Origin of the sequence: Pseudonocardia halophobica (genome assembly GCF_027922425.1) — a bacterium.
In the GTDB taxonomy this organism is placed as follows: Bacteria; Actinomycetota; Actinomycetes; order Mycobacteriales; family Pseudonocardiaceae; genus Pseudonocardia; species Pseudonocardia halophobica.
On the sequence record NZ_BSFQ01000003.1, the window covers coordinates 16,628 to 43,448 of the forward strand.

The window sequence follows — 26,821 nt, forward strand, 5'->3', positions numbered from 1 at the left end:
CTCCAGACGGGTCCATCGGTGCGGTCCGCCTACGGCTGCGCGGGCGCGCCCCGGACCCGACGACCCGGAGGCGCCCGTGCTTCGTCCTGCACGACCCGTCCCCCTGCCCCTCGACCGGCTCGCCGAGCGAGTCCACGATGACCCTGACTCGGTGGTGCTCCAGGACCTGCCGACAGCCGACGGCGGCGCGTCCCGATCGTGGACCGCGGCCGAGACGCAGGCCGAGACCCGCCGTCGGGCGGGCGCGTTCGCGAGCATCGGCGTCGGACCCGGCACACCGGTCGCAACGATGCCGTCGACCTCTGCGGACAGCGTCCTCACCTGGTTCGGTCTGGCCTCCCTCGGCGCTTACGAGATCCCGGTCAGCCCCGAGCTCACCCGGGACCTGTTGGTCACGGCCCTGTCGAACGCGGGCGCCGAGGCGTTGGTGGTGGAACAGGCCGGCCTGTCGCGGGCCCTCGACCTGGCCGCCGCGCTCCCCCTCCTACGCACTGTCATCGTGTCCGGCGACGGTCCGCTGCCGCCCGACTCCCGGGTGCGCAGGCTCTCCGACCTCGCCGGCCCGGAACTCGACCGGCCGCTCCCGAACGCCGGGGACGTCGCGTGCGGAATGCTCACCTCCGGCACCACCGGACCGCCGAAGTGTCTGCTGGTGCCGTGGGGCCAGCTCCGACAGATGTTCGCCGCCGGCCTCGGCATCGAACGGGACTCGCCGGACGAGGTCATGTTCGTCTTCACCCCGTTCAACCACCTCATCGCTCGCGGACTCGTCTACCGGGCCCTGCTGTTCGACGGCGGGCGTGCAGTACTACGTCCTCGGTTCTCCCGGTCCATGTGGTGGTCCGACATCAAGGCGGCGGGCTGCACCGAGGCCATCATGCCCGCCGCAGCGGCCTACTGGTTGCTCGCCGCCGACCCCGGTCCCGCCGACGCCGACAACCCGCTCCGCCGGGTCGTGATCACCCCGTTGATCGACGAGGCCCGCGAGTTCGCCGACCGTTTCGGCGTCCAGGTCTCCGTGGCCTTCTCGGCCACCGAGTGCGGCATGGCGGTGGCCTCCGACGGGCTGCCCCCCGACCTGCGCTCGTGCGGCCGGGCCGTGCCCGGCACCGAGCTCCGGATCCTGGACGTGGTCACGGGCGCCCCGGTGCCCGACGGGGCGATCGGCCAGCTGCACGTCCGCAACGCTCCGACGGCGATGTGCGTCGGCAGGCTCGGGGGGCCGCCGGTGCCTCGCGACCCGGACGGCTGGGTCGCGACCGGTGACCTGTTCCACAGAGACACCGAGGGCTGGTACTTCTTCGACGGTCGCATGCACGACGTGATCCGCAGGCGCGGGGAGAACATCTCGCCGCACCCGATCGAGAACGCCGCGACCGCGCAGCCGGACATATTGCTCGCGGCCGCGGTGGCGGTGCCGTCCGCCTTCGGCGAGGACGACATCAAGCTCTATGTGCAGCCCACCCCGTCGGCCCAGCTGGACCTCGACGACTTGGCGGGTCGGCTCGAGGACGCCCTCCCCCGCTTCATGGTTCCGCGCTACCTGGAGGCCCGGGCCGAGCTGCCGATGACCCCGACCGGCAAAATCCGCCGGGCCGAGCTGCGGGCCGAACCCACCGTCACGGACTCGACGGTGGACCGAGACCGCAGGCTCAGCCCTCCGCGAGGTGCCGGCTGAGGAACGCGCCGATCCGGCCGACGGCGTCGCGGGCCTCGGGCAGGAACGGCCAGAACAGCGGCCAGACATGGATCATCCCGGGATACGTGGCGAGCTCGGCCCGCCCGCCTGCCGCCGCGACCCGCTCGGTCAGGTCCACGGCCTCGTCGTGCATCGCCTCGATGTCTCCGGTGAGCACGAGCAGCGGCGGCAGGTCGTGCGGCGAGCCCCAGTGCGGGGAGGCGTACGGGGTCTCCCGGGGGTCCCGCCCGTTCAGGTAGAGCCCGCCGTTGCCGAGGATGCCCTCCCGGCGGACCACCGGATCGCGCTCCCGGTTGCGCTCCACCGAGTCGGTGGAGGCCGTGAGGTCCAGTTCGGGCGAGACCAGGACCGCACATGCCGGCTGCGGGCGCTCCTCGTCCCGCAGGGCGAGCAGGAGACCCGCGGCCAGCCCGCCGCCCGCCGAGTCGCCCACCAGGCCCGTGCGGGACGCCCCCCGCTCCGCGACGACCGCCTCGTGGACGGCCCTGGCGTCGTCGAGGGCGGCGGGATAGGGGTGCTCGGGTGCGAGGCGGTAGTCGGGGACCACCACCTCGACCCCCGCCGCGGCGGACACCGCTGCGGCGAACCCGCGATAGCCCGCAGCCGAGCCCATCACGTACCCGCCGCCGTGCAGCAGCACGGCGGCGGCACTCGGGGCGACTCCGGCGGCGGTGACGCGCAGGCAGTGCACTCCGCCGAGCCTCGTGGACTCGACGGCGGTCCCCTCCGGCGCCGGCAGAGCCGCCAGCATCCGGTCGTAGCCCCGTCGCTTGTCCTCGATGGCGGGATCGACGACCTGCACCATTCCGGCGAACATCGCCACCGCGCGGTCGAGCGCCGCCGGGTCCGCCGTCACGACGGGTCGAAGGTGTTGAAGTAGCCCGCCGTCAGCCCGCCGTCGACCGGCAGGACGGCACCGGAGACGTAGGCCGCGGCGTCCGAGATCAGGAAGAGCGCGGCGCCACCCTGGTCCTCGCCCCGCGCCAGCCGCCGCAGGGGGATCTTGTTGCGGTAGTTGCGATCCAGCGACGCCTCGTCGTGGACCGACCGCAGCAACGGCGTGTCGACCACACCCGGGGCGACGACGTTGGCCCGGACGCCGCGGGGCCCCCACTCGATCGCCAGGGACTTCACCAGGCCGGCGACGCCGTGCTTGGACGCGGCGTAGTGGCTGCGGTCCACGTGTCCTCCAAGGGAGTCCGTGGAGCCGATGGCGACGAAGCAGCCCGTCCCCCGCTCCAGCATCACGGCCCCGGTCGCCGCGGCGGTGTTGAACACGCCGATCAGGTTGACGTCGACGGTCTCGGCGAACTCCCGGCTGGTCAGCTCGGTCGCCGGCTTGGGCCGCGAGATGCCGGCCGCGGCGACCACGCCGTGGATCGAGCCGAGCTCCTGTTCCACCCGCGCGACGACGTCCGCGACGTCCTTGTCCTCGCGGACGTCGACCGAGTACCCGGCAACGGTGCCGCCGGCGGCCCGCACCTCCTCGACCGTCTCCGACACCGCGTCCGCGTTCAGGTCGAGCACGGCGACGTGTGCACCGGCCGCGGCGGCGAGGCCGACCGTCGCCCGGCCGATACCCGAGGCGCCGCCCGTCACGAGCACGGTCCGCCCGCTGAGCCCGAAATCCACCATCATCGTCCTTCCGTACTTCTTCGTCAGAGGCCGAGGTACGACGCCTCGAGCGCCTGCTGGTCCTCGTCCTTGGACATGTCGAGCGACCGGACGAACTCGCCGTCGTCCATGAGGATCACCTCGTCGCAGAGGCCGGTGAGGAGCTCGCCGTTCTGTTCCATGAGGATCAGGGTGACCTCGTAGTCCTGGACGATTCCGCGCAGCGACTCGGTCAGGTTGTCGACGGCGATCGGCGAGAGGCCGAGCGACGGCTCGTCGAGGATGATCAGCGCAGGTTCCTGGATGATCGCCCGGCCGATCGCGAGGAGCTGCTGCTCGCCGCCGCTCATCGAGGCCGCGGGACGGTCCCGCTTCTCGCGCAGGATCGGGAAACGCTCCTCGATCCGGGAGAGTCGCTCCCCCCGCTTGCCTGCGGCGAAGGCCGCGACCTCCAAGTTCTCCCGGACGCTGAGCTGGCCGAAGACCAGCCGCCCCTCCGGCACCAGGGAGATCCCCGACCGCACCCGCTCGCGCGAACCCTGCCCGGTGATGTCGACGCCGTCGAGCGTGACGGTGCCCGCTGTCGCTTTGATCGCGCCCGAGAGGGTCTGGGCGAGGCAGGTCTTCCCGGCGCCGTTGCGACCGATGAACCCGACGGCGCCGGTCGACGCGGTGAACTCCGCGCCGAGGACGACGTCCACTCCCTGACGGTAACCGCTGCGCAGGCCGCTGACCTCCAGCTTCACGGCGCCACCTCCACGTCGAACTTCGCGGCGGACCGGCCCAGGTAGGCCACCCGAACCTCCTCGTTGGCCAGGACCTGGGCGGAGGTGCCGCTGGTGAGGACCTTGCCGAAGTTGAGCGCCTGCATGCGCTCGCAGACGGCGGCGACGAGCCGGACGTCGTGCTCGACGAGGCAGACCGCGAGCTGCGGGTGCTCGCGTCGGACCGTGCCCAACGCCTCCACCAGCTCGGCCCGCTCCTCGCGGCTCAGCCCCGCGGCGGGTTCGTCGAGCAGCAGGACGAGCGGGTCCGCCAACACCGCGCGGGCCAGCTCGGCCATCTTGCGCACACCGTAGGGCACGGCGGCGGGCAACTGGCTCGCGAACTCCGCGCAGTGAAAGCGCTCCAGCATCGCGAGGGCGTCCTCGTCCACGGCGGCGTTGCCCGTCCGGACCCGGCGCCGACGCGCGAGGTCCGCTCCGAGCAGGACGTTCTCCTGGATGGTGAGGGTCTCGGCGAGCTGCGGGTGCTGGAAGGTCCGCACCAGACCGCGCTTGGCGACGGCCTGCGGACCGACCTTGGTGATGTCGACCCCGTCCAGCCGGACGGTCCCGGACGTGGCGAGGTAGATGCCGCTCAGGACGTTGAGCAGCGTCGTCTTCCCGGAGCCGTTCGGCCCGATCAGCCCGGTCCACTGTCCGGGGGCCATCGTGATGGACACCTGGTCGAGGGCCCGAACGCCGCCGAAGCGCATGTCCACCGCGGCGGCGTCGAGCACGGGTTCGGGGATCGGGTCGATCGTCGACTCGGTCATGTGGTCTTCCTCCGCAGCGCACCCCACAGGCGCAGTCCGGTCCGTTCGCCGAACTCGGCGATGCCCTTGCCCCCCGCGAGGAGCGCCAGCACGATGATCACGCCGAAGAGCACGGAGGAGGCGGTGGCGGGGACGATCTTCTGCAGCCACAGCGGGAGCCCGCCGACCACGATGCCCCCGATCCATGCCCCCGTGGCGCTCCGAGTGCCGCCGATCAGGCCACCGACGAACACCAGGATCGAGATCATGATCGGCCACTGTGTGGAGCTCACGTAACCGACCGACAGCGAGTAGAGCGCGCCCGCGAGCCCGCCGAGCCCAGCGGCCCAGGTCCAGACGGCGACCTTGACCAGGCGGATGTTCGTCCCGAACACCGAGGCGGCGAACTCCGCCTCGCCGACTGCGATCGCGATCCGGCCGGGCCGGCGGTGCAGCAGCCAGAGGTGCGCCAGCCCCACGACCACCATGACCAGCACGGTCAGGATGAGCATGCCGGGCCGTGAGCCGCTGATGCGCATGCCCACCAGGGTGGCGTCGAGCGAGACCTGCTTGCCCTGGTCGCCACCGGTGAGCGGGCCCAGGTAGTTGGCCAGGTCCAGGATGGAGAAGGCGAGGGTGAACGTCACCAACGCCGTCGCGAGCCCGGTCAGGCGGGTGGTGGGGAACGCGAAGACCATCCCGATGATCGCGGCGACCAGCATCGCGGCGAGCATTGCGAGCAGGACGTTCCAGCCGGCGTCCAGCGCCAGCACGGCCGTGTACGCGCCGATGGCGAGGAACGCGCCGCCGCTGAGGTTGATCTCCTGAAGTGTGGCCGCAATGGCGTTGTTGCCCAGGATGACGATGGCGTAGACCGTCGAGAAGACCAGGCCGTAGCGGGTGTTCGCCGAGCCGGTCAGCCCGACGACGAGGACGAGGACCGCGAACGACAGCAAGGTCGCGTGACGCAGGCCCAGCAGGTTGCCCCGGCCGGTCGACACCGACACCATCCGGCGCAGCGCCGCGTCGACCTGGCCGAGCGGGGTGGCCGCGCGGTCGGCGGTGGGAACGGACATCTCAGACCCTCTCGAGCCGGCGTCTGCCCAGCAGGCCGGCGGGACGGAAGAGCAGGACCACGAGCACGAGTGCGTACATCGCGAAGGTCACCAGCGAGGGCTCGGCGTACGCGGCGACCAGGTTGGTGGCCACACCGATCACGATCCCCGCGATCAGCGCGCCCAAAATGGACTCGAACCCGCCGAGCACGACCGTCGCGAAGCCGAAGACGAGGAAGGCGTTCACCGTCGTCGGGCTGAGGCCGTAGATCGGAGCCACGAACAGGCCCGTGGCCCCCGCGAGACCGCCGGCGATGACCCAGCTCAGGTACTTGAGACGCTTGCCGGACAGCCCGACGTGACCGGCGGCCTGCTCGTTGTCGTTCACCGCACGCATCGCGACGCCGGTGCGCGAGCGGGAGAAGAACAGCCCGATGGCGAGGAAGAGGAGGATCGACACGACCGCGGAGATCACGTCGGCCGTGGTCAGGGTCACCGGGCCGAGGGCCAGCGCCGGCCCCGTGCCCGCGGAGGGGAAGCCGCGCGCCTCCGTGTTGAGGGCGAGGGCCTCGATGCCCTGGATCGTCAGCCCCACCCCGACGGTCGCGAGGGCCGCCGGCAGCCGCCCGTACCGCTCGATGGGCACCACGATGAAGCGGCCGATCAGCCCGCCGAACACCGCGCCCAGGACGACGACGAGCAGCGCGGTGAGCCAGTACGGCAGGCCAGCGGTGTAGCAGAAGAGTCCGATGTAGAGCGAGGCGCTGGCGATGTCGCCCTGGGCGAAGCTCACGTAGCCGGAGGTGCGATAGATGACGACCAGGGCCGCGCCGACCAGGGCGTACACCAGTCCCAGCGTGATCCCCAGGATCACGCCCGTCAGGAGGATGTCCACTGCAAACCTCTCGTGGATCAGGGAGTGTGGTGGGTGGCCGGGCCCCTCTGCCCGGCCACCCACGGTCTCCGGATCAGACGCCCGCCACGAAGGGGTTCGGCTTGTAGCCGTCGACCTCGACGTACTGGCCCCCGGGGGCCAGCTTCGTGATGGCCGACCCGTTCGGACCCGTGCGGTCGGTAGCGGTCCAGTGGAGGTCCTTCAGGTACGGCGTGTTGATCAGGACGTCGTCGGCGGCCGCGTTGACCTGCTCCGCGGTCGGAACCTCACCGTTGTTGTCCTGTACGGCCTTCTGCAGGACCGCGGCGACGGCGTCGGCGTTGACCCAACCGATCATGACGTTGCTGTCGTGGATGTCGCCCTTCTGCGCCTCCACGTACTTGCGGAAGTCCGCGGCCTCGGGGCTGTCCGGCAGGATGAACGAGGTGGCGAAGAAGATCCGGTCGGCCAGCGTGTCCCCCATGATCTGCGGGAGCGACGGGGTGGCACCCGCGAACGTCGCGCCGTAGACGGGCTTGTAGCCGATCCGCTCGGCGGAGTTGAAGATCTTCGCCATGACCGACGGCACGTGGTTGATCATGACGAAGTCCGCATCGGACTCCTTGAGCTGCGCAGCCTGTGCATCGGCGTTCGTCGCCGACGCGCTGTACTCGACCTCTGCGACCGGCGCGAGGCCGAGTGCCTTGAGCTGTCGCTCGGCGCCCTCCTTGACCGGCAGACCGACGGCATCGGGGGTGTAGGCGATGGCAATCCTGGTCTTGCCGAGCGTCTTGACGGCGTAGTCGACCACACGGCCGGTCATCTCGTCGTAGCCCGGCTTGTCGAGCCGGAACGTCGTGGCGTCGCCCTGGATCAGGGCACTCGAGGCGCCGCCGGGGAGCGAGAGCACGTTGTTCTGCGCGAGGTAGGACTGGATCGCCGCACCGTCCGCCGACCCGTTGCCGATCGACGCGACCACTCCCTCGCCCTCCACGAGGGTTCGCATCGCCGCGGGGGCCTTGGCCGGATCGAGCGCGTCGTCCGCGGTCACCAGCTGGACCTGGTGGCCACCGATGCCACCCGCCTCGTTGATCTGCGCGAACCGCGCCTTCGCGCCGACCTCGAGGGCCGGCCCGCTGTTGCTGCCGTTCGCAGTGTAGGAGAGCATCGCGCCGACCTTGATCGGGTCACCCGAACCGCCCGTGCCGGACCCGGAGTCGCCGCCACCGCAGGCGGCGACGAGCAGCGATGCGGCGACGGCGACCGCCCCGAGGGCGGAAGCGCGACGAACGCGCGACCGAAGGTTCATGATCTCTCTTCTCTGAGTGTCGGACCAACGGCGCGACCGGAGAACGGATTATTCGACCGCCCGGTCGGTTGCCTCGCAACGCTAGGACCCGGATCACATGGAGTCAACAGCCATTCAGCCACGGACTGATCACGGACACCCCTCCGAGATGGCCGACTCCGCAGTGCAGCATGGTGAACACGGTGTGTATCCAACCGACTAGACGGTCGACAGACGACACAGACCCCGGTTCCCGCAGGCCGGCCGGGGACCCGGAGTCTCGTCGTCACTCGCCGGTATTCAGCCGACGGACGCGGCCTCCGGAAGGTCGTCGTCCAGCCCCGCGGACCGGGCGACCGCCTGCTGCGCACGCTTGGTGAAGACGGTCGCGAAGAGCGCGACGAGGCCGGCGCCACAGAGGATGCAGGCGAACGGCAACACGGTGCGGTAGCCCTCGCCCGCGATCGCCAGGGCGACGATCGGCAGGACGCCCCCGCCCACGAGCGCGGCGCCCGCGTAGGCGATGCCGATGCCGAGGTAGCGCAGCCGGACCGGCAGCGCCGAGGCCACGAAAGCCGCTGCCGGGCCGGAGACCAGGGCGTAACCGGGCGTGGCGAGCAGCATCCCCACGAACAACAGCACCGTGGAGCCCGACTGCAGCAACCAGATCACCGGGAAGGCCGCAACCGCTGTCCACACGGCCCCGATCCGGATGATCAGCTCGGGGCGGTACCGCGTGCCGAGCCAGCCGCCGTAGAGGCTGATGGGGATCGCGACGAGGCTGAGCATGACGAGCGCGATCTGGTAGGCGGTGACACTGATCCCAGGCAGGCCGCCCGCGTTGACCAACGGCAGCATCCCCGTCGACAGCGAGTAGGTGATGGATACGGTCGGTACGGTCATCACGATCCCGGCGAGCACCAGGACCGCGCGCTTCAGCACGGAGAGCCCGTCGACCGAGGAGTCCTTCGCCAGCTCCGGGGCGCTGTCCGCCGCGGCCTTCGCCTCGACGAACTCCGCCGACTCGTCGATCCGACGCGCGACGTAGGCGACCACGATCAACAGCACGCTGGCGATGAAGGGCACGCGCCAGCCCCACTCTCGGAACGTCTCCATCCCCATCGCCGAGGTGACCACCAGGACGACGATCGTCGCGAGCGCGACGCCCCCCATGGAGCCGACGCTCGCGAAGGTCCCGTAGAAGAAGCGCCGCTTGGGCGGCGCGTTCTCCATGGCCACCAGGGTGGCGCCGCCGAACTCACCACCCAGCGAGATCCCCTGGATCAGGCGCAGCACGACGAGCAGGACCGGAGCCCACACACCGATGGTCGCCGCCGTCGGGATGACCCCGATCGCGACCGTCGCGACGCCCGTGCCCAGGATGGACACCCGCAGTGCGAGGAGCCGGCTGTACTTGTCGCCGAACCATCCGAAGATGATCGCGCCGAGCGGACGCCCCACATAGGCGATGGCGGCGGCACCGAGCGCCGCGAGCGTGCCGATCCAGGGCGCGATGTCGGGAAAGAAGGCGTGGTTGAACACCAGTGACGCCACGAGCGCGGTCAGGATGATGTCGTAGGTCTCGACGACCGTCCCCGCGGCCGAGGCGGTCAGCAGCCGTGCCAGCGACGGCTGCCTGCGCCCGTGCGCAGCTGGCGGTTCGGTGGGTGTCGCATGCGTCATTGCACTGTCTCCTGGTCTGTCGGAAGGGTCGGCTTGGGGCGGACCCGTGTCAGAGGCCGAGCCGGGCCGCGAGGGTGTCCCGGTGGTGAGCAGGCCCACCGAACAGGTGCTTCGAGGACTGGGCGCGCTTGAAGTACAGCTGCACGTCGCACTCCCACGTGTAGCCGATGCCGCCGTGGATCTGCATCGCGTCCCCTGCGCACTGCAGGAACGCGTCCGAGCACCACGCCTTGGTCAGGCTTGCTGCGGCGCCCGCCTCCGCGGTCTCCTCGTCCAGCGCGCGAGAGGCGAACATGACCGCGGAGCGCGACGACTCGACCGCCAGGTACATGTCCGCGCAGAGGTGCTTGATCGCCTGAAAGCGACCGATGGGCTCACCGAACTGGTGCCTGACCTTCGCGTACTCCACGGCGAGCTCGAGACAGCGCGCCGCCCCGCCGAGCTGCTCCGCCCCGAGGGCGACGGCGGCGCGGTCCAGCACCGCGGCCAGGACCCGGTCGCCGTCCCCCGGGGTGCCCGCACACTCGGCGGCCGCACCCCGCAGCTCCACCCGCGAGAATCTCCGCGTCTGGTCGAGTGCGGAGAGATCCGCCACGGACAGTCCGGGCGATCCGGCGGGTAGCACGAAGAGGCCACGACCCTGCTCGGTGTCCGCGAGGACGAGGAGCACGTCCGCGACGGTCGCGTCCGGAACGTGGGTGCAGGAACCGTCGAGCACCCACCCCCCCTCCCGTTCGCGGGCGACGACGCCGGTCGGTCCACCGACCCGCCACTCGCCGTCGACGCCGGCCGCCGCCAGTGTGGCGACGGTCTCCCCGGCGGCGATGCCCGGCAGCAGCTTCTCCTGGGCCGCCCGGTCGCCTGCGGCGAGCAGTGCGGCCGCGCCGAGCACGACGCTGGCGAGGTAGGGGCCGCCGTACAGCTCGCGTCCCAGCTCCTCGAGCACCACCGCCTGCTCGGTCAGCCCGAACCCCACCCCGCCGAACTCCTCGGGGATGCCCAAGCCCGTCACGCCGAGCTCGTCGGCGAGCCGGAGCCAGACGGCCCTGTCGAACTCCTCGCCCTCGGCATGGGCCCGGGCACGCGTCACGCTCGCCGCAGAGGTGAGGAAGCGTCGCAACGCACGGCGCAGATCCTCGTGCTCGGGGGCGGCGAGCAGGGGTGCTCTCGTGTCGATCGGCACGTCGCTCCTCTACCGGGGCAGACCGAGCACGCGCTCGGCGATGATGTTGCGCTGGATCTGGGACGTGCCCGCGTAGATCGTGGCCGCGCGGGCGGCGAGGAAGGAGTCCTGGATCGGGGTGGTCGGGTAGCCGTCGCCCGCCGGCCGCAGCATGCCCGCGGCCCCGTCGAGGTCGAGGTCCTCGGTGCTGACCCACCGGTGGTACTCGCTCCAGAACAGCTTGGTCGACGAGACCATGTCAGCGGTGCCCTCCTCGTCCGCCAGCAGCCGCTTGGCGAACATCCGCATGATCGCGACGTGGGACCAGGCCCGTGCCAGCGTCTGCCGGACCACCGGGTCGGAGTTCCGTCCCGACTCCCGGACGCGGTCGGCCATCCGCCCGAACTCGTGCAGGAAGTCCAGGGACAGGGTGGGCAGGTTGAAGTCGCGCTCCAGACCGAGCGTGGTCATGGCGACGCTCCAGCCCTCCCCCAGACCACCGATCACGTTGCTCAACGGGGTGCGGGCGCCGCTGATGAACTCCTCGGCGAAGTCGTAGGCACCGCTCATCTGACGGATCGGGCGGACGTCGAAGCCGTTGTGCGGCCCGAACTCCGCCACCGCGAAGGTGAGACCGCGGTGCTTCGCCGCGGCCGGGTCGGTCCGGCAGAGCAGGAAGATCATGTTCGCGTCGACCGCGCCGGAGGTCCAGATCTTCTGCCCGGTGACCACCAGCTCGTCACCGTCGACGGCCCCTCGGGTCTGCAGCCCCGCGAGGTCGGAGCCGTACTCCGGCTCCGAGAATCCCTGGCAGTAGCGGTGTTGCCCACTGATGATCGGCGGCAGCAGGCGCGCCTGCTGCTCCGCCGTGCCACGGGCGACGATCGTCGGGCCGACCAGGAACTCCCCCATCCCGCGGTCGATGCGGGGCACCCCGGCGGCGTGCAGCTCCTCTTCGAAGATCGCCTTCTGGACGCGGTTCCATCCCCGACCGCCTGCCGCGACGGGCCAGAGCGGGCACACGAACCCGCCCTCCACACACCGGCGCTCCCACTCGACGTGCGCCGGATGCCGCTTCGCCTCGACGATCTGTTCGACCCGGTACCCGGGGATCTCTCGGGTCCGCCAGTCGAAGACGCCCGTGAGCTCGGGCGGGGCGTTCTCGGTGATCCATTCGCGGACGCTGCCGCGGAACTCCTCCGCCGCGTCGTCGCCGTACTGCATCGTGTCGGTCACCCCGTCCTCCGGATCTCGGACCAGTACGGATCGCGCAGCTTGCGCTTGAACAGCTTCCCGGTCTCCTCACGGGGGAGCCGGTCGTGGAAGGTCACGTGCCGCGGTACCTTGTAGTCCGAGATGCGGCCGCGCAGGTACTCGCGAACCGCGTCGGCCGTGAGTCCGGACCCCGGCACAGCCTGGACGGCCACCATCACGGACTCGCCGAAGACGTCGTCCGGGACGCCGAAGACGGCGCAGTCGACCACCTGGTCGAATCCCAGCAACGCCGCCTCGATCTCGGCCGGGTAGATGTTCACCCCACCGGAGACGACCATGTCCCGGCTGCGGTCGGTCAGGTAGAGGAAGCCGTCGTCGTCCACATACCCCATGTCGCCCAGGGTGATCAGGTCACCGCGCGCGATCGCCTGTCGTTGGTCGTCCAGGCCCAGGTAGGTGAACTCCCCGTAGGCGGGGTTGCGGGCGTAGATCTCGCCCACCTGACCCGCCGGGACGGCCTCGCCGTCGGCACCGACGATCTCGAAGCGCAGCCCGGGCAGGGCGCGTCCCACCGTTCCCGGGTGCGCCAGCCACTCCGCGGAGTCGCAGAAGAACGCACAGCCCATCTCCGTGCCGCCGTAGAGCTCGTTGATGATCGGGCCCCACCAGTCGATCATGGCTCGCTTGACGTCCGGCGGGCACGGCCCGCCGGTGTGGGTGACCCACCGCAGCGAGCTGACGTCGTAGCGGTTGCGGACCTCCTCGGGCAGCCGCAGCATCCGGACGAACATGGTGGGCACTATCACGATATCGGTGATCCGGTGGCGCTCGATCGCCGCGAGCACGGCCTCGGGGTCGAATCTGCTCTGCAGGACGAGGAGCTCGGCCTCGGCGAGCGCGGCGCGGGCCTGCGCCTCCGGCGAGGCGTGGTAGATCGGACCGAGGACCAGCCCGCGGGCGCCGGTCGACATCCCCCAGACCCGCCGCTGCGTCTCGACGAACCGGGCGGCCACCTCGTCCGTCATCGGGAACTTGACGACGCCCTTGGGCCGGCCGGTGGTCCCGGAGGTGTAGATGATCGCGCCTCCGCTGGGCCGGGGCGGCTGCGCCCACGGTGCGTTCCCGGCCACGAACTCGTCCCAGGTTCGGGCGCCGGGCATCGCAGCGAGGGCCTCAGCGGTGGTCGCACAGTCGGTTGCCGCCGAACCCTCCAGCGGAACGACGAGCACCACCACCCCGGCGGGCAGCACCTCACGTGCCGCCAGCAGCAGGTCCGCGTGCCCGACCAGGACGGACGGGACGCTGTCGTTCAGGACATAGGCGAGCTCGTCCGGCTTGTTGTGCCAGTTCAACGGCACGTTGTACGCGCCGACGGTGCTCGCCGCGACGGACATCTCCAGTGCCGCGAAGTCGTTGCGCAGCAGGAGGGCGACGATGCTCTTCGGCCCCAGGCCGAGTCCGTCCAGGCCGGTGGCCGCCCTCGCGGCTCGATCCAGCACCTCCGCCCGGTCGCGGGTTCGGTCGTCCACGATGACGACCCCGGCGTCGCTCATCCGGCCGCCCCCGCCAGGTCGAGGACGAACTGAGGCGCCCCGCCGAGCTCGTCCTCGCGGAAGACCACCGACACCCTCGCCCCGATCCGCACCGCGTCCGGGTCCTCGGCAGCGATCCGGGTCAGGAGGGCCACACCCTCGTCGACCTCGACGAACGCCAGAACCGGTGGAGCAGCCTCGTCGGAGTTGCGCGTCACCGTGTAGCTGACGACCGTGCCTCCGCCGGTGGACTCGACGAGGTCGGTGGCCATGCTGCCGCACAGGGGACACACGGGCCTCGGGTAGTGGTGGACACCGTCGCAGGCGCGGCAGTGCCCGAGCAGCAGCCGACCGGCGGGTGAGCGCCAGAGGGCGTCCGTCGAAGCGGACTCGGGGTACGGCAACGCCATCTCAGATCCTCTCGAGCAGTACTGTGCCGCTCCCGTGCCGGGTGCTCAGGTAGCCGCCGGTGCCGTGGGCGAGCGCGATCGAACAGTTGGGGACCTGGACCGCGGGATGTGCCTCGCCACGAAGCTGGCGGACGGCCTCGATGACCTTGGTCATCCCACCTCGGTTGGCAGGATGGTTGTTGCAGAGCCCACCGCCGTCCGTGTTGACCGGCAGGCTCCCCACCCCCGAGATGAGGTTGCCGTCCGCGACGAACGCGCCACCCTTGCCCTTCTCACAGAACCCGAGGTCCTCGAGCTGCATCACGACCGTGATGGTGAAGCTGTCGTACAGGGAGGCGTACTGCACGTCGGCCGGCGTCAGTTTCGCCTCCTCGAACGCACGGGCGGACGACCGCCGACCGGCGGTGGACACCAGGTCGATCCGCCCACCGCCGCCGTTCTGCAACGCCTCGCCCGCTCCCCGCACCGCCACCACGGGCCGGTCCAGCTCACGAGCGATCTCGGGACGAGCCAGCACGACCGCGCCCCCGCCGTCGGAGATCACGCAGCAGTCGAGCCGGTGCAGCGGGTCCGAGATCATCGGCGAGGCCAGCACGTCGTCGACGGTGACCAGCTTCCGCAACATGGCGTTCTCGTTGTGCTGAGCGTGGTGGGACGCCGCGACCTTGACCCAGGCGAGCTGCTCGGCCGTGGTGCCGAACTCGTACATGTGCCGCATCGCGGACAGTGCGTAGAGATTGACGATGTTCCACCCGTAGGGCAGCTCGTACGGGGTGACCGGGTGCTCTGGGTCCTCGAGGAACGCCCCCTCCCCGGCGACGAAGGCCCCGGTCCGTGGCCGGCCCGCCAGGGTTATGAGTGCGACGTCACAACGCCCGGCAGCGATGGCCTGAGCGGCGTGGCTGACGGCGATCACGTACGACGAGCCACCGGTGTCCACCGCGGCCACGTGCCGCGGCCGGATGCCCAGGTACTCGGCCATGCCCATCGGTCCGTGGCCGGGGGTGTCCCCGGAGGTGAAGTAGCCGTCGACGTCGGCGAAGCCGAGCCCGGCGTCGGCGAGTGCGCCCGCGGCGACCTCGGCGTGCAGCCGCGCGAGGGTCTTGTCGGGCGCCTTGCGGGTCGGGTGCTCGTAGGCCCCGACGATGCATGCCCCGTCGTGCGCGCCCATCTCAGTCGTCCCAGCGCCCGATGGCGCGCAAGCGCTGCTCGGTGCGCCCGGCGATGCCCGGGGTGGTGGGCGTCGCGGTCTTGAGGTCGGCGATCTCCTCGTAGCGGTCCGCCACCATCTCCGGCGTCAGCGGCTCGGCCGGGTCGAACTGGACGCCCTCGGTCTCGAACATGTGCAGCCGTGCGTAGCCGCCCGCCACGGCCTGCAGGATCTGCCCGGTCGCCGTGCACTCCTCGCTGGCCAGGTACGCCACTCCGGCGGAAACCAGCTCGGCGTGCAGGTACTTGTCGAGAGCGGGCGGGTTGAGCCCGTCGGTCATCCGGGTCGCCGCGCCTGGGGAGATGGCGTTCACCAGGACGTTGTTGCGCGCGCCCTCGATCGCCAGCGAGTTCATCAGCCCGACCATGCCGAGCTTCGCGGTGCCGTAGGCGCTCTGCCCGAAGTTGCCCGAGGTCCCCGCGATGGACGTGGTGACGACGATCCGGCCGTACTTGGCGGCGTTCATCACCGGCCACGCCGCGTGGGTGCAGTACACGGTGCCCAGCAGGTGCACCTCGAGCACGGCGCGGAAGTCCGCCAGGTCGGTCTTGCCGAACGACTTGTCACGCAGGATGCCCGCGTTGTTGATCAGGATGTCCAGCGTGCCGAACGAGTCGACGGCGGTCTGCACGATCCGCGCGGCACCCGCCGGGTCGGAGACACTGTCGTAGTTCGCCACCGCCTCGCCGCCTGCGGCCCGGATCTCCTCGACAACCCGGTCGGCCGGGGTGGCGTCGGTGCCTGTCCCGCCCACGGCACCGCCGATGTCGTTCACCACGACCTTCGCGCCGCGTGCCGCGAGCAGCAGCGCGTGGGAACGACCGAGGCCGCCCCCCGCTCCGGTCACCACGGCCACCCGACCGGTGAAATCGATGCTCAACGTCTTGCACGTCCTCTCCGGAAGCACGAACCGGGCGCTTTTCGACCGCCCAGTCGGTTGGGACGACAGTAAGAGGCTCCTTCGTTCACCGTCAAGACCGTGGACCGACGTCCCACCACGCGCCGGGGTGCCCGAGCCGCTTGACGGCTCTCGCGCAGACGACAAGTATTCCGACCGACCAGCCGGTCGACACGATGACGTTCGGAGAGCAGATGAGCATCGCCACCACCTCACCCATCACGCTGATCACGGGAGCGGCGAGCGGCATCGGCGCGGCCGTGACCCGCTTGCTGGCCGGTCGCGGCCACCGTCTCGTGCTGGTCGACCTGGCCAAGGACCGCCTCGAGGCCGCCCATGGCGACCTGCCGGACGAGCAGGTCCTGCTGCTCGCCGCCGACGTGGCGGACGAGGACGCCGTGGCCGGCCTCTTCGACGCGGCGACCGCCCGATTCGGGCGCGTCGACAACCTGCACAACAACGCCGGCGTCCTCGACGGGATCGGGCCGTTCGAGACGACCGAGATCGCGGCGTTCGACCGGTCGATGAGGGTCAACACGCGCGGGGCCTTCCTGGTCCTGCGGGAGTTCGTGCGGCACGCCCTGCGGGCGGGTCTGCCGGCCGCCGCCGTGAACACCGCGTCCGGGGCCGGCCTCCAGGGCTCCGCCGGGTTGGTCTCCTACACGATGAGCAAGCACGCGGTGGTGGGACTCACCCGTGCCGTCGCCAAGGAGGTCGCCGGTCGTGGCATCCGGGTCAACGCCATCTGCCCGGGACGGATCGACACACCGATGGTCGGCCCGCTCGCCGCCCTGGGCTCGCAGGAGGAGGAGATCAGCTCGCGGCCGATCGATCGGATGGGCACTCCCGAGGAGGTGGCCAACCTCGTCGGGTGGCTTCTCAGCCCGGAGGCCTCGTTCGTGACCGGCAGCTGCTACACGATCGACGGCGGCCTGACCGCGTGAGTCGAGGCCGCCCGCCGCTCAGCGGCGGCGAGCGGTCACGCCGTTGAGGAACAGGTCGAAGAACTCCTCCGCGAACTGCTCGGCGCGCTTGGTGCCGCCAGGGCGATACCAGTGCGCCGCCCAGTTGGCCATGCCGAAGAAGGCGAACGCGGCCGACCGCGAGTTCACTGCTCGGAAGTACCCGTCTTCGATTGCCTGCTCGATGGTCTCCAGGACCAGCTGGTCGTACTCCCGCTCGCGCTTGCGGACGGGCTCGAGGAGGTCCGGGGGTAGCCGTCGGGCACTCTCGAAGAACACTCGGATGTGCCCCGGATGGGTCTCCATCAGCGAGAAGATGTCACCGAGGACCCCGCGGAGCACGACGTCCGGGCTCGCGTCGGTCGCGCGACGCCGGCGAATCCCGTCCAGCAAGAACTCGATGGTGTTGACATGGATGGAGTTCAGGATCTCGTCCTTGGACGAGAAGTAGTGGTAGAGGCTCGGCTTCGCGAGTCCCACGTCCTCCGCGATGTCGGACATGCTGACCTGGTCCGCGCCCTTGCGGTCGAACAGCAGCGCGGAGCGGTTGACGATGTTCAGGCGCCGCTCGTCCGCCTTCGACACCGCCGCCCCCTGCCTTCCGTTGGTCACGTCTCCACCCGTCGTCCTCGCCGACATCCCGCCGGTCGACACCGGGGACCGCAAGTCAACCTCACCGACCGTGATCTGTCCATCTCCCATGCCGAAACAGCAACCGACGAGGGAAGATTGACCGCTGCCGCGTCCCCGCCTAGGGTCAATTCGACCGACCGGCCGGACGGGGAATGGAAGAGGGCGATGGGGTCCGAAGAGTCCGACGAGCACACCAGCCGGGCGCGCGAGCTTCTCGAGATGGTCGAGGACGGCGCCCTCGTGGTCGCCGCCGCCCTCGGCACGCAGCCACGACACCTGCTGCGCGCGCTCGGCGTCCGCGCCCGCTCCCTGTCCCGGGTGGACCTCGCCGCCGGGATGTTCTTCTCCGACTACGCGGTGCTCGACGCGCCGTCGGTACGGTTCCGCACCTGGTTCCCCCCGGGCACGGCGCCCGGGCAGGAGGTGCCCGCGGACCGCGTCGAGTACCTGCCGATGAGCTGGGCACAAGTCGTCGACTGGCTGGCCCACCGGGCTGAGCCGGACGTCCTGCTCGTCCAGCTCTCCCCCGCCGATACGGACGGCTGGCACAGCTTCGGGGTGAGCTCGAGCTACAGCGCCGCGGCAGCCCGAGCGGCCCGGCTGGTGATTGCCGAGGTCAACGCCCAGATGCCGTGCACCCGCGGTGAGCGGATCCACGCGAGCGAGCTGGCGGGGGTTCTGCACGTCGACCATCCGGTGCCGGGCTACCCGCGCCGGCCGCCGGCCGAGGTCGACGCGGTCATCGCCGAGCATGTGGCGAGCCTGGTCACCGACGCCCGGACGCTGCAGGCGGGGGTCGGCTCGATCCCGGACGCCGTGTACGCACAGCTCGCCAAGGAGGGTCGCCGGGACCTGCGGGTCCACGGCTCGGCGACTTCCGGCCTGGTCGACCTGCACGCCGCGGGTTGCCTGGCCAACGGGCCGTCGCTCGTCGGCGAGGTGCTGGGCGACCAGCAGCTCTACGACTTCGTGGCGGACAACCCGAACGTCGAGATGGTCGGCGGCGAGAGCACCCACGCGGCGGCCGCCCTGCTCGGGGTCCCGAACCTGACCTGCATCAACTCGGCCCTCTCCGTGGACGTCTTCGGTCAGGTGAACACGGAGTACATCGGCGGGCGCCACGTCGGAGCCGTCGGTGGCGCGATCGACTACTCCCGAGCCGCGGTGTGGCCCGGGAACCAGGGGATCGTGGCGCTGCGGGCGACCGCCGCCCGGGGCACCGTGTCGCGCATCGTGCCGAACCTGGACGCGGCGACCGTCTCGTTGCCCCGGGACTCCACGCAGTTCGTCGTCACCGAGTTCGGCGTCGCGGACCTGCGGGACAAGACGGTCCCGGAGCGACGCCGCGAGCTGGCCCGCGTCGCCCACCCCTCCTTCCGCTCGTCCCTGGAGGACTGATGACAGTGCTTCCGCCCGACCCCACCCTGATCGACGCCGCGGAGGTCACCCTCTGTGAGGTCTGGCCCCGGGACGGGATCCAGGGTTGGTCGTCGACCGTATCCACCGACGACAAGCTCGCAGTAATCGCGGCTGCGCTGGCCTCGGGCGTGTCCGAGGTCGACGCGACCTCCTTCGTGTCCCCGAAGGCGACGACCCAGTTCGGCGACGCCGAGGAACTGCTCGTGCGCATGCACGAGGCGGGCCTCAAGGCCACCGTCCGGGTACTCACCGTGAACACGCGGAGCTTCGACCGGATTGCGGCGAACCCGCTGCTGCGCGAGACGATCGACATCTGCGGGTTCCCGATCTCGGCCAGCGAGGCGCACAACCTCGCCAACCTGCGCCGTTCCCACGCGGATCACCTCGAGGCTCTCGCGCGGATGATCGACCGGTGTGCCGACCTGGCGCTGACCCCGCTGTTCTGCGTGGCGACCGCCTACGGCTGTCCGCTGGAAGGGGTCGTCGCGCGGGAGCGGGTTCTGGAGCTCGCCCGCTGGGCCTACGACCGCGGGGTCCGCACGATCATGCTCGGTGACACCACCGGGATGGCCGACCCGCGACACGCCTGGGAGCTGTTCACGCTGCTGGGCCGCGAGCTGCCCGAAGCGCGTCTGGTGGGGCACTTCCACGACACCCGGGGCAGTGGTATCGCCAACACCCTCGCCGCGATCGCCGCGGGCGTGCGGGTCGTCGACGCCTCGCTCGGCGGACTCGGGGGCGAGCCGCCGTCGGTCGAGCAGAACCACTCCGGCGAGTCCGGCAACGTGTGCACCGAGGACCTCGTCGCCGTCCTCCAGCGCATGGGCTACCGCACCGGCATCGACCTGGACCTGCTGCTCGACGCGGGTCGGCTGGTCGAGCGGGTCTGCGGCACCACTCTGCGCAGCCAGGTGCTGCGCACCGGCCCGGCGGTGCCCGCCCGATGAACGTCTGGGTTCCCCCCGCGGACCGCGTCATGGGCTCTGAGATGTACCGGTTCGCCGAAGCCGTCGGGATGGCGGACCCCACCGAGTACGCCGCGCTGCACCGCTGGTCGGTGGCCGACCGACCAGCGTTCTGGTCGGCGTTGTGGGACTTCGCCGCGCTGCCCGCTCGACCCGCGGGTCCCGCGGTGGCCGACGACCGCATGCCCGGCGCCCGCTGGTTCCCGGGGGCAGAGCTGAGCTACGCCTCAGTGGCCCTCGCCCACGACGACGGCGCGCTCGCGCTGCTGTGCTGCGACGAGACCGGCACGACCGGCAGTACCACCTTCGGCGAGCTGAGGGCGGAGGTCGCGCGAGTGGCCGGCGGCCTCGCTGCCCTGGGCGTCGGCCGCGGCGACCGGGTCGCGGCGGTGCTGCCCACCCGCCGGGAGGCCGTCGTCGCGTTCCTCGCCACCGTCTCCCTCGGGGCGGTCTGGGTGCTCTGCTCGCCCGAGTTCGGCGCCGCGTCGATCGTCTCCCGGCTGGCCCAGACCGAGCCGACGGTGCTGCTCACCACGGACGCCTACCGCTACAACGGCCGGGTCCACGACGTCCGGGAAAAGCTCGTCGAGGCTGCAGCCCAACTGCCCACCCTCGCGGCGGTCGTCGAGGTGTCCTCGGGGCTGGTCGAGCCGCGCGGCGGGCAGCGCCCCTGGGCCGAGCTGCTCGACGGGTCCCCGGTCGACCCGGTCGACGTGCCCTTCGATCATCCGCTGTGGATCCTGTTCTCCAGCGGCACCACCGGCATCCCCAAGGCGATGGTCCAGGGCCACGGCGGGATCGTCCTGGAGCACCTCAAGTCATTGGTGCTGCACAACGACCTGCGGGCGGGCCAGCGGCTGTTCTGGTACACCTCGACGGCCTGGATGATGTGGAACTACCAGGTCGGCGCCCTGCTCGCGGGCGCCACCGCGGTGCTCTACGACGGGGTCGCCGACCCCGCCCGGCTCTGGTCCCTCGTCGACGACCACGGGGTGCACGTCTTCGGCGCCAGTCCCGGCTTCTACCAGAACGCCCTCGACGGCGGGCACGTGCGGGCCGGACGGAACCTGCACACCGTCGGGAGTACCGGGTCCCCGCTGCTAGAGCCCACCCAACGGGACCTCGGTGACGCGCTCGGGCACGCTGTGAAGATCGCCTCGGTCAGCGGCGGCACGGACGTCTGCTCCGCGTTCGTCGGGCCGAACCCGCTTCAGCCGGTCCGGATCGGGGAGATGCAGGGCCGGATGCTCGGGGTCGCCGCCGAGGCGTTCGACGCCGCGGGCAGGCCCCTGGTCGACGAGATCGGCGAGCTCGTGGTCACCGCCGCGATGCCGTCCATGCCGTTGGGCTTCTGGGGTGACGACAACGGCAGCCGGATGCACGAGACCTACTTCGCCACGTACCCCGGGGTGTGGCGGCACGGGGACTGGGTCCGGTTCACCGCCGAGGGCGGCGCCGTGATCACCGGCCGCTCGGACGCCACCCTGAACCGCGGGGGTGTGCGGATGGGCACCTCGGAGTTCTACCGCGTCCTCGCCGACGTCCCCGAGATCGAGGACGCGCTCGTCGTCGACACCGACGAGCTCACCCTGTTCGTCGTGCTCGCCGACGGCTCCGAGCTCGACGACGACCTCCGCACGAGGATCCGGACCCTGGTCCGCTCGGACATCTCCCCCCGCCACGTCCCGGACACCGTCGTCGCGGTCCCCGCGATCCCCTACACCCTGACCGGCAAGAAGTGCGAGATCCCGGTCAAGCGGCTCCTGCTCGGCGCCACGGCGGCCGAGGTCGCCGACCCCCAGTCCCTGCGCAACCCCGAGGCCCTGTTTGCGGTCGTCGAGGCGGCCGCGGCCGCCGTTGAACGGAGTGCCCCATGAGCGAGACCTTCACCTACGTCCTGCTGGAGCGCCGCGACGGTGCCTCCTTCGTCACCATCAACCGCCCCGAGCAGCGCAACGCGCTCAACAACGTCGTGCTCGCCGAGCTCGGTCGCGCGGTGGACATCGCGGCCGCGGACCCGGAGACCGCCTGCATCGTGATCACCGGCGCGGGTGACAAGGCGTTCTGCGCCGGCGGCGACCTCAAGGAGATGGGCGCGCCGAACGACCTGCTGGCGGAGCACCAGGGGCGCGGCGCCCTCGCCGCGTTCTTCGGCAAGCTGTGGGCGGCGGGCAAGCCGACGATCGCCCGGGTCGACGGCTACTGCTTGGCCGGGGGTTTCGGCGTCGCCCTGGCCTGCGACCTCGTCGTCGCCTCGGACCGCTCGACCTTCGGCGCCCCCGAGGTCAAGGTCGGGCTGTGGCCCTACATGATCAGCCTGCCGCTGATCCGGTCCATGCCGCCCAAGCAGGCCCTCAAGCTGATGATGACCGGCGAGCGGGTCGACGCCCGCCGGGGCGCCGAGATCGGCTTCCTCACCGATGTCGTGCCCGCCGACCAACTGGACAAGCAGGTCGCCGAGTACGTGCGCGCGTTCCGGTCGGTCTCCCCGCAGGCCATCGCCCTGGGCCGGTCGAGCTTCTACCAGATCGTCGACCACGAGCCGCAGGCCCGCCTGGCCCTGCTGCACGCGAACCTGGGCGTCGCGCTCACCATGCCCGACGCCGCGGAGGGCCTCGCCGCCTTCGCCGAGAAGCGCTCCCCGCGCTGGGCCGCCGAGAAGTGAGCAGCTCAGGAGTGAGCGGCGGAGCAGTGCGCACCCGCCCGCTCGACGACGTCACCGTCGTCGACTTCAGCCGCTACGCACCGGGTCTGTTCGGCACCCGCGTCCTCGCCGACCTCGGCGCCCGGGTGATCAGCGTCGAGCCGCCCGGCGGCGGCGGCGAGTCGCCGCTCTACCGGGCGGCGAGCGCACGGGCCAACGGCGACCACCCCTTCTGGCGGGGTCGTCGGTCCGTAGCGCTGGACCTGCGCACCGACGCGGGGCGCCGAGCAGCACAGGCCCTGATCGCCGGCGCGGACGTCGTGGTCGAGGGGTTCCGGCCGGGCGTGGCGGATCGCCTCGGCATCGGCTTCGAGACGGCCCGCGGGCTGCGGCCGAACGTCGTCTACTGCGCGGTCACCGGGTACGGCCAGGAGGGCCCGGACGCCCAGCGCCCCGGCCACGACAACAACTACCTCTCCGAGGCCGGGGTCCTCTCGCTGACCTCGTCCGGCGAGGACGAGCCCGGCATCCCGCTGAACCTGGTCGCCGACCTGGCGGGCGGCGGGCTCATCACCGCGATCGCGATCCTCGGCGCCCTGCACGGCGCCCGCCGGGGCTCCGAGGCCCAGTACCTCGACGTCGCGATGGTCCGCAGTGTGCTGGCCATGCTCGCCCCGGTCGAGGCGATGACGCGGGCGGGCACCCCCGACCCGTCGTGGCGCCACGGGATGCTCAACGGTGCCGCGCCCTACTACCGCAGCTACCGCACCCGAGACGGCGGCTGGGTCACGGTCGGCGCGATCGAGCCGAAGTTCTACGCCGAGCTGTGCCGCGGCACCGGGCTCACCGAGTACGCGGACACCCAGGCCGACCAGGAGACGTGGCCCGCGCTCGAGAAGGCACTCGCCGAGGTGTTCGCGACCCGCGAACGCGACGAATGGTGCACCCTCCTGGCCGGGGCGGCCGTCACCCCGGTCCTGACGGTGCCGGAGGCCTGGCAGCGGGCGCAGGCGTGGACCTCCGCCGGGCCGGCGTCGTTCGCCCTGGTCCCGGGCCTGGTCGAGCCTCACCCGGACGACGGCTACGCCGACCGCCCGGGCGCGGACACCGCCGCGGTGCTCGCCGAGTTCGGGCTCTCCGAGGTGGAGATCGCCGCGGCGACGAGTTGACCCGACCCGCGTCAGGCGCCGGCGGCGGGACACTCCGACTCGGCCCGGACGACGACGGCCTCCCACTCCCTCACGAGATGCTCCGGGACGTCCCCGAAGGCACAGTTGCTGTGCAGGACGGCCGACGTCGCCTCGTAGACGCTCGCGGCCTGCCTGGCGACGGCGTGCACCCCGGGCCACCGCTCGGCGGGTACCCCCGCCGAGAGCAGCAGAAGGCGCCGGCGCACCACCCGATGCTGCGCCGGACGCCGCCCGGTCGCCCGTTCGACGAGGGTGGCGGCGACCTCCTCCAGGCGTCGGCGCACGATGAGGACGCGTATGCGGCGGTCGACGGCCGGACGCACCGGCTCAGCCCTGCGCCCAGTCGTGATCGGCGAGCTCGCGGCACGCGGCCTCGGTGACATCGAGAACCGCGTCGAGGTCGACGGTCTCGTCGAGCTGACCGTGCGCTCCTTCGTTCCAGAACCGCAGGTGCCCCGCCCGCGCACGCTCGAGGGCGGGCAACTCGGTCTTGCCGCCCGCCGAGGCCGTCACGAGCTTGATCCTCGCTCCGGTCGTGAGCGCATCCGCCAGGTCCGTCAGAGCCTGCTCGACGTCCTCGGAACGCTGTACCGCGCGGGTGATCGTGGCCTGCCGGATGGCGCCGTCCACCGCTGTGCGACACAGACCGGCCACGACGGACATCAGGGGTTCCGTGTAGGCCCAGCCGTCCGTCGTGGCGCTCTTCCTGATTTCTCGGGCGTCGTCGAGAAGTGACTGCCAGGGCTCGGTGTGGCGGGTCCAGGACACCGTCCGGGCGACGGGATCGCGGTACAGCTCCACCACGGTGAGGTCGGCGTGGCGGGCGCGCAGGTGCTCCTCGAGCCTGGGATCGTGGGTCAACACGATCACCTGCCGTTCGCCGGCGAGCCGGCTGAACTCCTGGGCGAGGAGGTCCACGCGGGTGTCGTCCAGCGCGTGCACCGGGTCGTCGACGACGAGGAAGCCGAAGGGCGCGGCGCCGTCCAGGACGGTCAGCGGAGTCAGCAGGAGCGCGTTGCGCTGGCCGCTGCTCAACATCCCGAGCGTCGCCTCCTGCCCGCCGATGGTGAGAGTGACGTCGACACCCCGCTGTTGCTTGATGGTGCCCTGGTGCCGGATGGCGCTGAGCTCGACGGCGGCGTCCGGCAGCATCCTGGTCAACGCCGCGTGCATCTGCCGGGTGACCGCGTCCTGACGCCTCTGCCGAAGAGTGAGCTGGAGATCGTCGAGCGTGTCCTGCGCCTTCTTCCACACTCCGGCGTCGGCGGCGGCAGCCATGTTCTCCCGCATCACGTCCGCGCACGTTCGGGTGATCGTCACGAGCTCGTCTCGCCAAGCGACCGCGGCCTGCGACCACGACCGCATCGTCTCCAGCCAGTCGCGGTACGGCTGCGACGTCACCGCCGCGAGCAGTGGTCCGGCACACGCGTGAGCGGCTGAGCGGGCGTGACATCCCTGCGCCGTGGCCTCGCGGAACGCCGTGAGCTCGGCCTCGGGGCCACCCGTGATCTCGCTCGCCAGGAGCGGCTCCAGCTCCGCGGTGGCCCAGTCCCGCAGGTCCGTCAGAGCCCCCATGACGAGGCCTGCCGCCTCGGAGCGGTCGCGCAGGCCTGCGACGACCTCGCGGGCATGGTCACGCCACGCGGACGCGGCACCGCAGAGCGGGCAGACCGCGTCGTCGATAGCGTCGATGGCGAGGATCTGCTCGATGTGGTGGGCCGCACCGGCGATGCCAGGAGCATCGAGCGCCTGCTCGGCGAGGTCGAGCCGCGCCTCGGCGTCGATGAGCGCGCACCTGATGTCCGCGATCCGCTGTTCGTGGTCACCCGACACCCGTACCGATCCGTTGGACTCGGCGCCCAGGTCGAGGCTTCGCAGCCACGCATCGGCGTCGAGGCCCGCTTGAACCCGCGGCCAGAGGATCGACGGTGGCGGGTCCACAACTCCATGGGCGCTGATCCGCTCCCGAATCTCCCGCTCTCGCCGCTTCCCGGCTGTCAGGGCGTTCTCGACCGTGCGCTTCGCCTCGGTCGCCCGCTCGGCACGATCGCTCACGGCGGCCCTGACCTGTTCCCACGCGGGTCCGAGGAGCAGGAGCTCCTCGAGGAAGCCCTGGAGCGCACGGGACTCCACCAACCTGCTCTGCAGCGCGCCGTAGCTGTAGCTCGCCCGTGCCGCGGCGAGGGCGCGCTGCCAACCACTGCCGAGCACGACCGGTTCCGCTCCCGAGCCCTCGTCGAGGGCGGCGCGAATGCCCGCCTCACCGTCGCGCGGGAAGTCGACCGTCACGTCCAGCCGCGCCGATCCGCTGACCAGCCCGACAGAGACCGTCCCGACGGCACTGCCCTGGGTGAGCAGCGCGGCGTTCCACAGCTCTCCGGAGACCTCGTCGGCGAGGTCTCGGCGACCGCTCAGCGCGCACTCCAGGGCCCGAGCGAGACTGGTCTTTCCCTGCCCGTTCAGACCGCGGATGACGGTGATCCCTCGGACGGGCAGGAACGTCACGGGGGACGGGACGAGTCGGCTGATGCCACCGATCCCCGAGACCTCGATCTGGGCGACCCGCCAGGTTCGGCCCTGAACCGCGCGGGCATCCACGTCATCGCCCTCGTCGGCTGCCAAGCCATCGACGACACCGAGGAGGCGCCGACGGCCCTCCTGCTTCTCGGACTCGTACCCCCGCTCGACCTCCCGACGAACGAGATCGGCGATCTCCGCGAACGTGACTTCCGACAACACCCCACCGGCCCCCACTCCGTCGCGCCGCAGACACGAACAGCACACGCAGAGTGATATCAGACGACGCAGGCGATCTCCGCAGCGTGAGTGGACGGCGCAGCAGGACGACATGT

The 26,821-nt window shown here is 71.3% G+C and carries 24 protein-coding genes; 7 read left to right on the forward strand and 17 right to left on the reverse strand.

The genetic code is table 11. The features are described from left to right. Positions 1-76 precede the first annotated feature (76 nt). The gene (locus PKE99_RS04490; protein WP_081923995.1) at positions 77-1,678 is read left to right on the forward strand and encodes an AMP-binding protein; all 1,602 of its coding nucleotides are present in this window, start codon (positions 77-79) and stop codon (positions 1,676-1,678) included. Here PKE99_RS04490 and PKE99_RS04495 read toward each other — a convergent pair. The 14 genes from PKE99_RS04495 to PKE99_RS04560 form a co-directional block, all read right to left on the reverse strand. Further along, positions 1,653-2,555, reverse strand: a complete 903-nt coding sequence (locus tag PKE99_RS04495; RefSeq protein ID WP_051737187.1) for an alpha/beta hydrolase fold domain-containing protein — start codon at positions 2,553-2,555, stop codon at positions 1,653-1,655. The two genes, PKE99_RS04490 and PKE99_RS04495, sit on opposite strands and share 26 nt — an antisense overlap. Continuing rightward, positions 2,552-3,337 carry an SDR family NAD(P)-dependent oxidoreductase gene (locus tag PKE99_RS04500; RefSeq protein ID WP_231498146.1) on the reverse strand — a complete coding sequence of 262 codons (786 nt, stop codon included), beginning with the start codon at positions 3,335-3,337 and terminating at the stop codon, positions 2,552-2,554. Before PKE99_RS04500 ends, PKE99_RS04495 begins: the two co-directional genes overlap by 4 nt. 20 nt (positions 3,338-3,357) lie before the next feature. Continuing rightward, entirely contained in the window at positions 3,358-4,059 is a 702-nt protein-coding gene (locus tag PKE99_RS04505) for an ABC transporter ATP-binding protein (RefSeq protein ID WP_037043795.1), read from the reverse strand. Continuing rightward, complete coding sequence (locus PKE99_RS04510) at positions 4,056-4,850, reverse strand: ABC transporter ATP-binding protein (protein ID WP_051737186.1); 795 nt, start codon at positions 4,848-4,850, stop codon at positions 4,056-4,058. Before PKE99_RS04510 ends, PKE99_RS04505 begins: the two co-directional genes overlap by 4 nt. Next, positions 4,847-5,905, reverse strand: a complete 1,059-nt coding sequence (locus PKE99_RS04515; protein ID WP_037043791.1) for a branched-chain amino acid ABC transporter permease — start codon at positions 5,903-5,905, stop codon at positions 4,847-4,849. The genes PKE99_RS04510 and PKE99_RS04515 overlap by 4 nt, the downstream gene beginning before the upstream one ends. 1 nt (position 5,906) lies before the next feature. Next, positions 5,907-6,779, reverse strand: coding sequence for a branched-chain amino acid ABC transporter permease (locus tag PKE99_RS04520; RefSeq protein ID WP_037043789.1), 873 nt, complete (start codon positions 6,777-6,779; stop codon positions 5,907-5,909). Between the two features lie 73 nt (positions 6,780-6,852). Further along, positions 6,853-8,067 (reverse strand): ABC transporter substrate-binding protein, encoded by a 1,215-nt coding sequence (locus PKE99_RS04525; protein WP_037043787.1) that lies wholly within the window; start codon positions 8,065-8,067, stop codon positions 6,853-6,855. Positions 8,068-8,346: 279 nt separating this feature from the next. Continuing rightward, positions 8,347-9,729 carry an MFS transporter gene (locus PKE99_RS04530; RefSeq protein ID WP_051737185.1) on the reverse strand — a complete coding sequence of 461 codons (1,383 nt, stop codon included), beginning with the start codon at positions 9,727-9,729 and terminating at the stop codon, positions 8,347-8,349. 49 nt (positions 9,730-9,778) lie between these two features. Then, on the reverse strand, positions 9,779-10,912 hold the full coding sequence (locus tag PKE99_RS04535; RefSeq protein ID WP_231498145.1) for an acyl-CoA dehydrogenase family protein: 1,134 nt from the start codon (positions 10,910-10,912) through the stop codon (positions 9,779-9,781). 9 nt (positions 10,913-10,921) lie between these two features. Next, on the reverse strand, positions 10,922-12,127 hold the full coding sequence (locus PKE99_RS04540; RefSeq protein ID WP_197040558.1) for an acyl-CoA dehydrogenase family protein: 1,206 nt from the start codon (positions 12,125-12,127) through the stop codon (positions 10,922-10,924). Then, positions 12,124-13,659, reverse strand: a complete 1,536-nt coding sequence (locus tag PKE99_RS04545) for an AMP-binding protein (RefSeq protein ID WP_037043783.1) — start codon at positions 13,657-13,659, stop codon at positions 12,124-12,126. The genes PKE99_RS04540 and PKE99_RS04545 overlap by 4 nt, the downstream gene beginning before the upstream one ends. Next, entirely contained in the window at positions 13,656-14,048 is a 393-nt protein-coding gene (locus PKE99_RS04550; protein ID WP_051737184.1) for a Zn-ribbon domain-containing OB-fold protein, read from the reverse strand. Before PKE99_RS04550 ends, PKE99_RS04545 begins: the two co-directional genes overlap by 4 nt. Position 14,049: 1 nt before the next feature. Further along, positions 14,050-15,219 carry a thiolase family protein gene (locus tag PKE99_RS04555; protein WP_037043782.1) on the reverse strand — a complete coding sequence of 390 codons (1,170 nt, stop codon included), beginning with the start codon at positions 15,217-15,219 and terminating at the stop codon, positions 14,050-14,052. 1 nt (position 15,220) lies between these two features. Beyond that, positions 15,221-16,138 (reverse strand): SDR family NAD(P)-dependent oxidoreductase, encoded by a 918-nt coding sequence (locus PKE99_RS04560; protein WP_037043780.1) that lies wholly within the window; start codon positions 16,136-16,138, stop codon positions 15,221-15,223. Between the two features lie 140 nt (positions 16,139-16,278). Between PKE99_RS04560 and PKE99_RS04565 the strand changes: the two genes are divergently transcribed. Further along, positions 16,279-17,100 (forward strand): SDR family NAD(P)-dependent oxidoreductase, encoded by an 822-nt coding sequence (locus tag PKE99_RS04565; protein WP_156067420.1) that lies wholly within the window; start codon positions 16,279-16,281, stop codon positions 17,098-17,100. Positions 17,101-17,118: 18 nt separating this feature from the next. Here the strand turns inward: PKE99_RS04565 and PKE99_RS04570 are convergent, their stop codons facing one another. Continuing rightward, positions 17,119-17,730 (reverse strand): TetR/AcrR family transcriptional regulator, encoded by a 612-nt coding sequence (locus PKE99_RS04570; protein WP_051737182.1) that lies wholly within the window; start codon positions 17,728-17,730, stop codon positions 17,119-17,121. Positions 17,731-17,916: 186 nt separating this feature from the next. Here PKE99_RS04570 and PKE99_RS04575 point away from each other — a divergent pair, with 186 nt between their 5' ends. The 5 genes from PKE99_RS04575 to PKE99_RS04595 are packed head-to-tail and all read left to right on the forward strand — an operon-like array spanning position 17,917 to position 23,948. After that, the gene (locus PKE99_RS04575) at positions 17,917-19,149 is read left to right on the forward strand and encodes an acetyl-CoA hydrolase/transferase family protein (protein WP_051737181.1); all 1,233 of its coding nucleotides are present in this window, start codon (positions 17,917-17,919) and stop codon (positions 19,147-19,149) included. After that, positions 19,149-20,117, forward strand: a complete 969-nt coding sequence (locus tag PKE99_RS04580) for a hydroxymethylglutaryl-CoA lyase (protein WP_063739717.1) — start codon at positions 19,149-19,151, stop codon at positions 20,115-20,117. Before PKE99_RS04575 ends, PKE99_RS04580 begins: the two co-directional genes overlap by 1 nt. Then, the gene (locus PKE99_RS04585; protein ID WP_037043778.1) at positions 20,114-22,012 is read left to right on the forward strand and encodes an acetoacetate--CoA ligase; all 1,899 of its coding nucleotides are present in this window, start codon (positions 20,114-20,116) and stop codon (positions 22,010-22,012) included. The genes PKE99_RS04580 and PKE99_RS04585 overlap by 4 nt, the downstream gene beginning before the upstream one ends. Then, positions 22,009-22,800 carry an enoyl-CoA hydratase/isomerase family protein gene (locus tag PKE99_RS04590; RefSeq protein WP_037043774.1) on the forward strand — a complete coding sequence of 264 codons (792 nt, stop codon included), beginning with the start codon at positions 22,009-22,011 and terminating at the stop codon, positions 22,798-22,800. Before PKE99_RS04585 ends, PKE99_RS04590 begins: the two co-directional genes overlap by 4 nt. Positions 22,801-22,811: 11 nt before the next feature. Then, positions 22,812-23,948, forward strand: coding sequence for a CaiB/BaiF CoA transferase family protein (locus tag PKE99_RS04595; protein WP_037043772.1), 1,137 nt, complete (start codon positions 22,812-22,814; stop codon positions 23,946-23,948). A gap of 11 nt (positions 23,949-23,959) precedes the next feature. Here PKE99_RS04595 and PKE99_RS04600 read toward each other — a convergent pair whose 3' ends face one another. Continuing rightward, positions 23,960-24,253, reverse strand: coding sequence for a hypothetical protein (locus PKE99_RS04600; protein ID WP_156067416.1), 294 nt, complete (start codon positions 24,251-24,253; stop codon positions 23,960-23,962). A 43-nt stretch (positions 24,254-24,296) separates the two neighbouring features. After that, on the reverse strand, positions 24,297-26,819 hold the full coding sequence (locus PKE99_RS04605; protein ID WP_271214841.1) for an AAA family ATPase: 2,523 nt from the start codon (positions 26,817-26,819) through the stop codon (positions 24,297-24,299). Positions 26,820-26,821 lie beyond the last annotated feature (2 nt).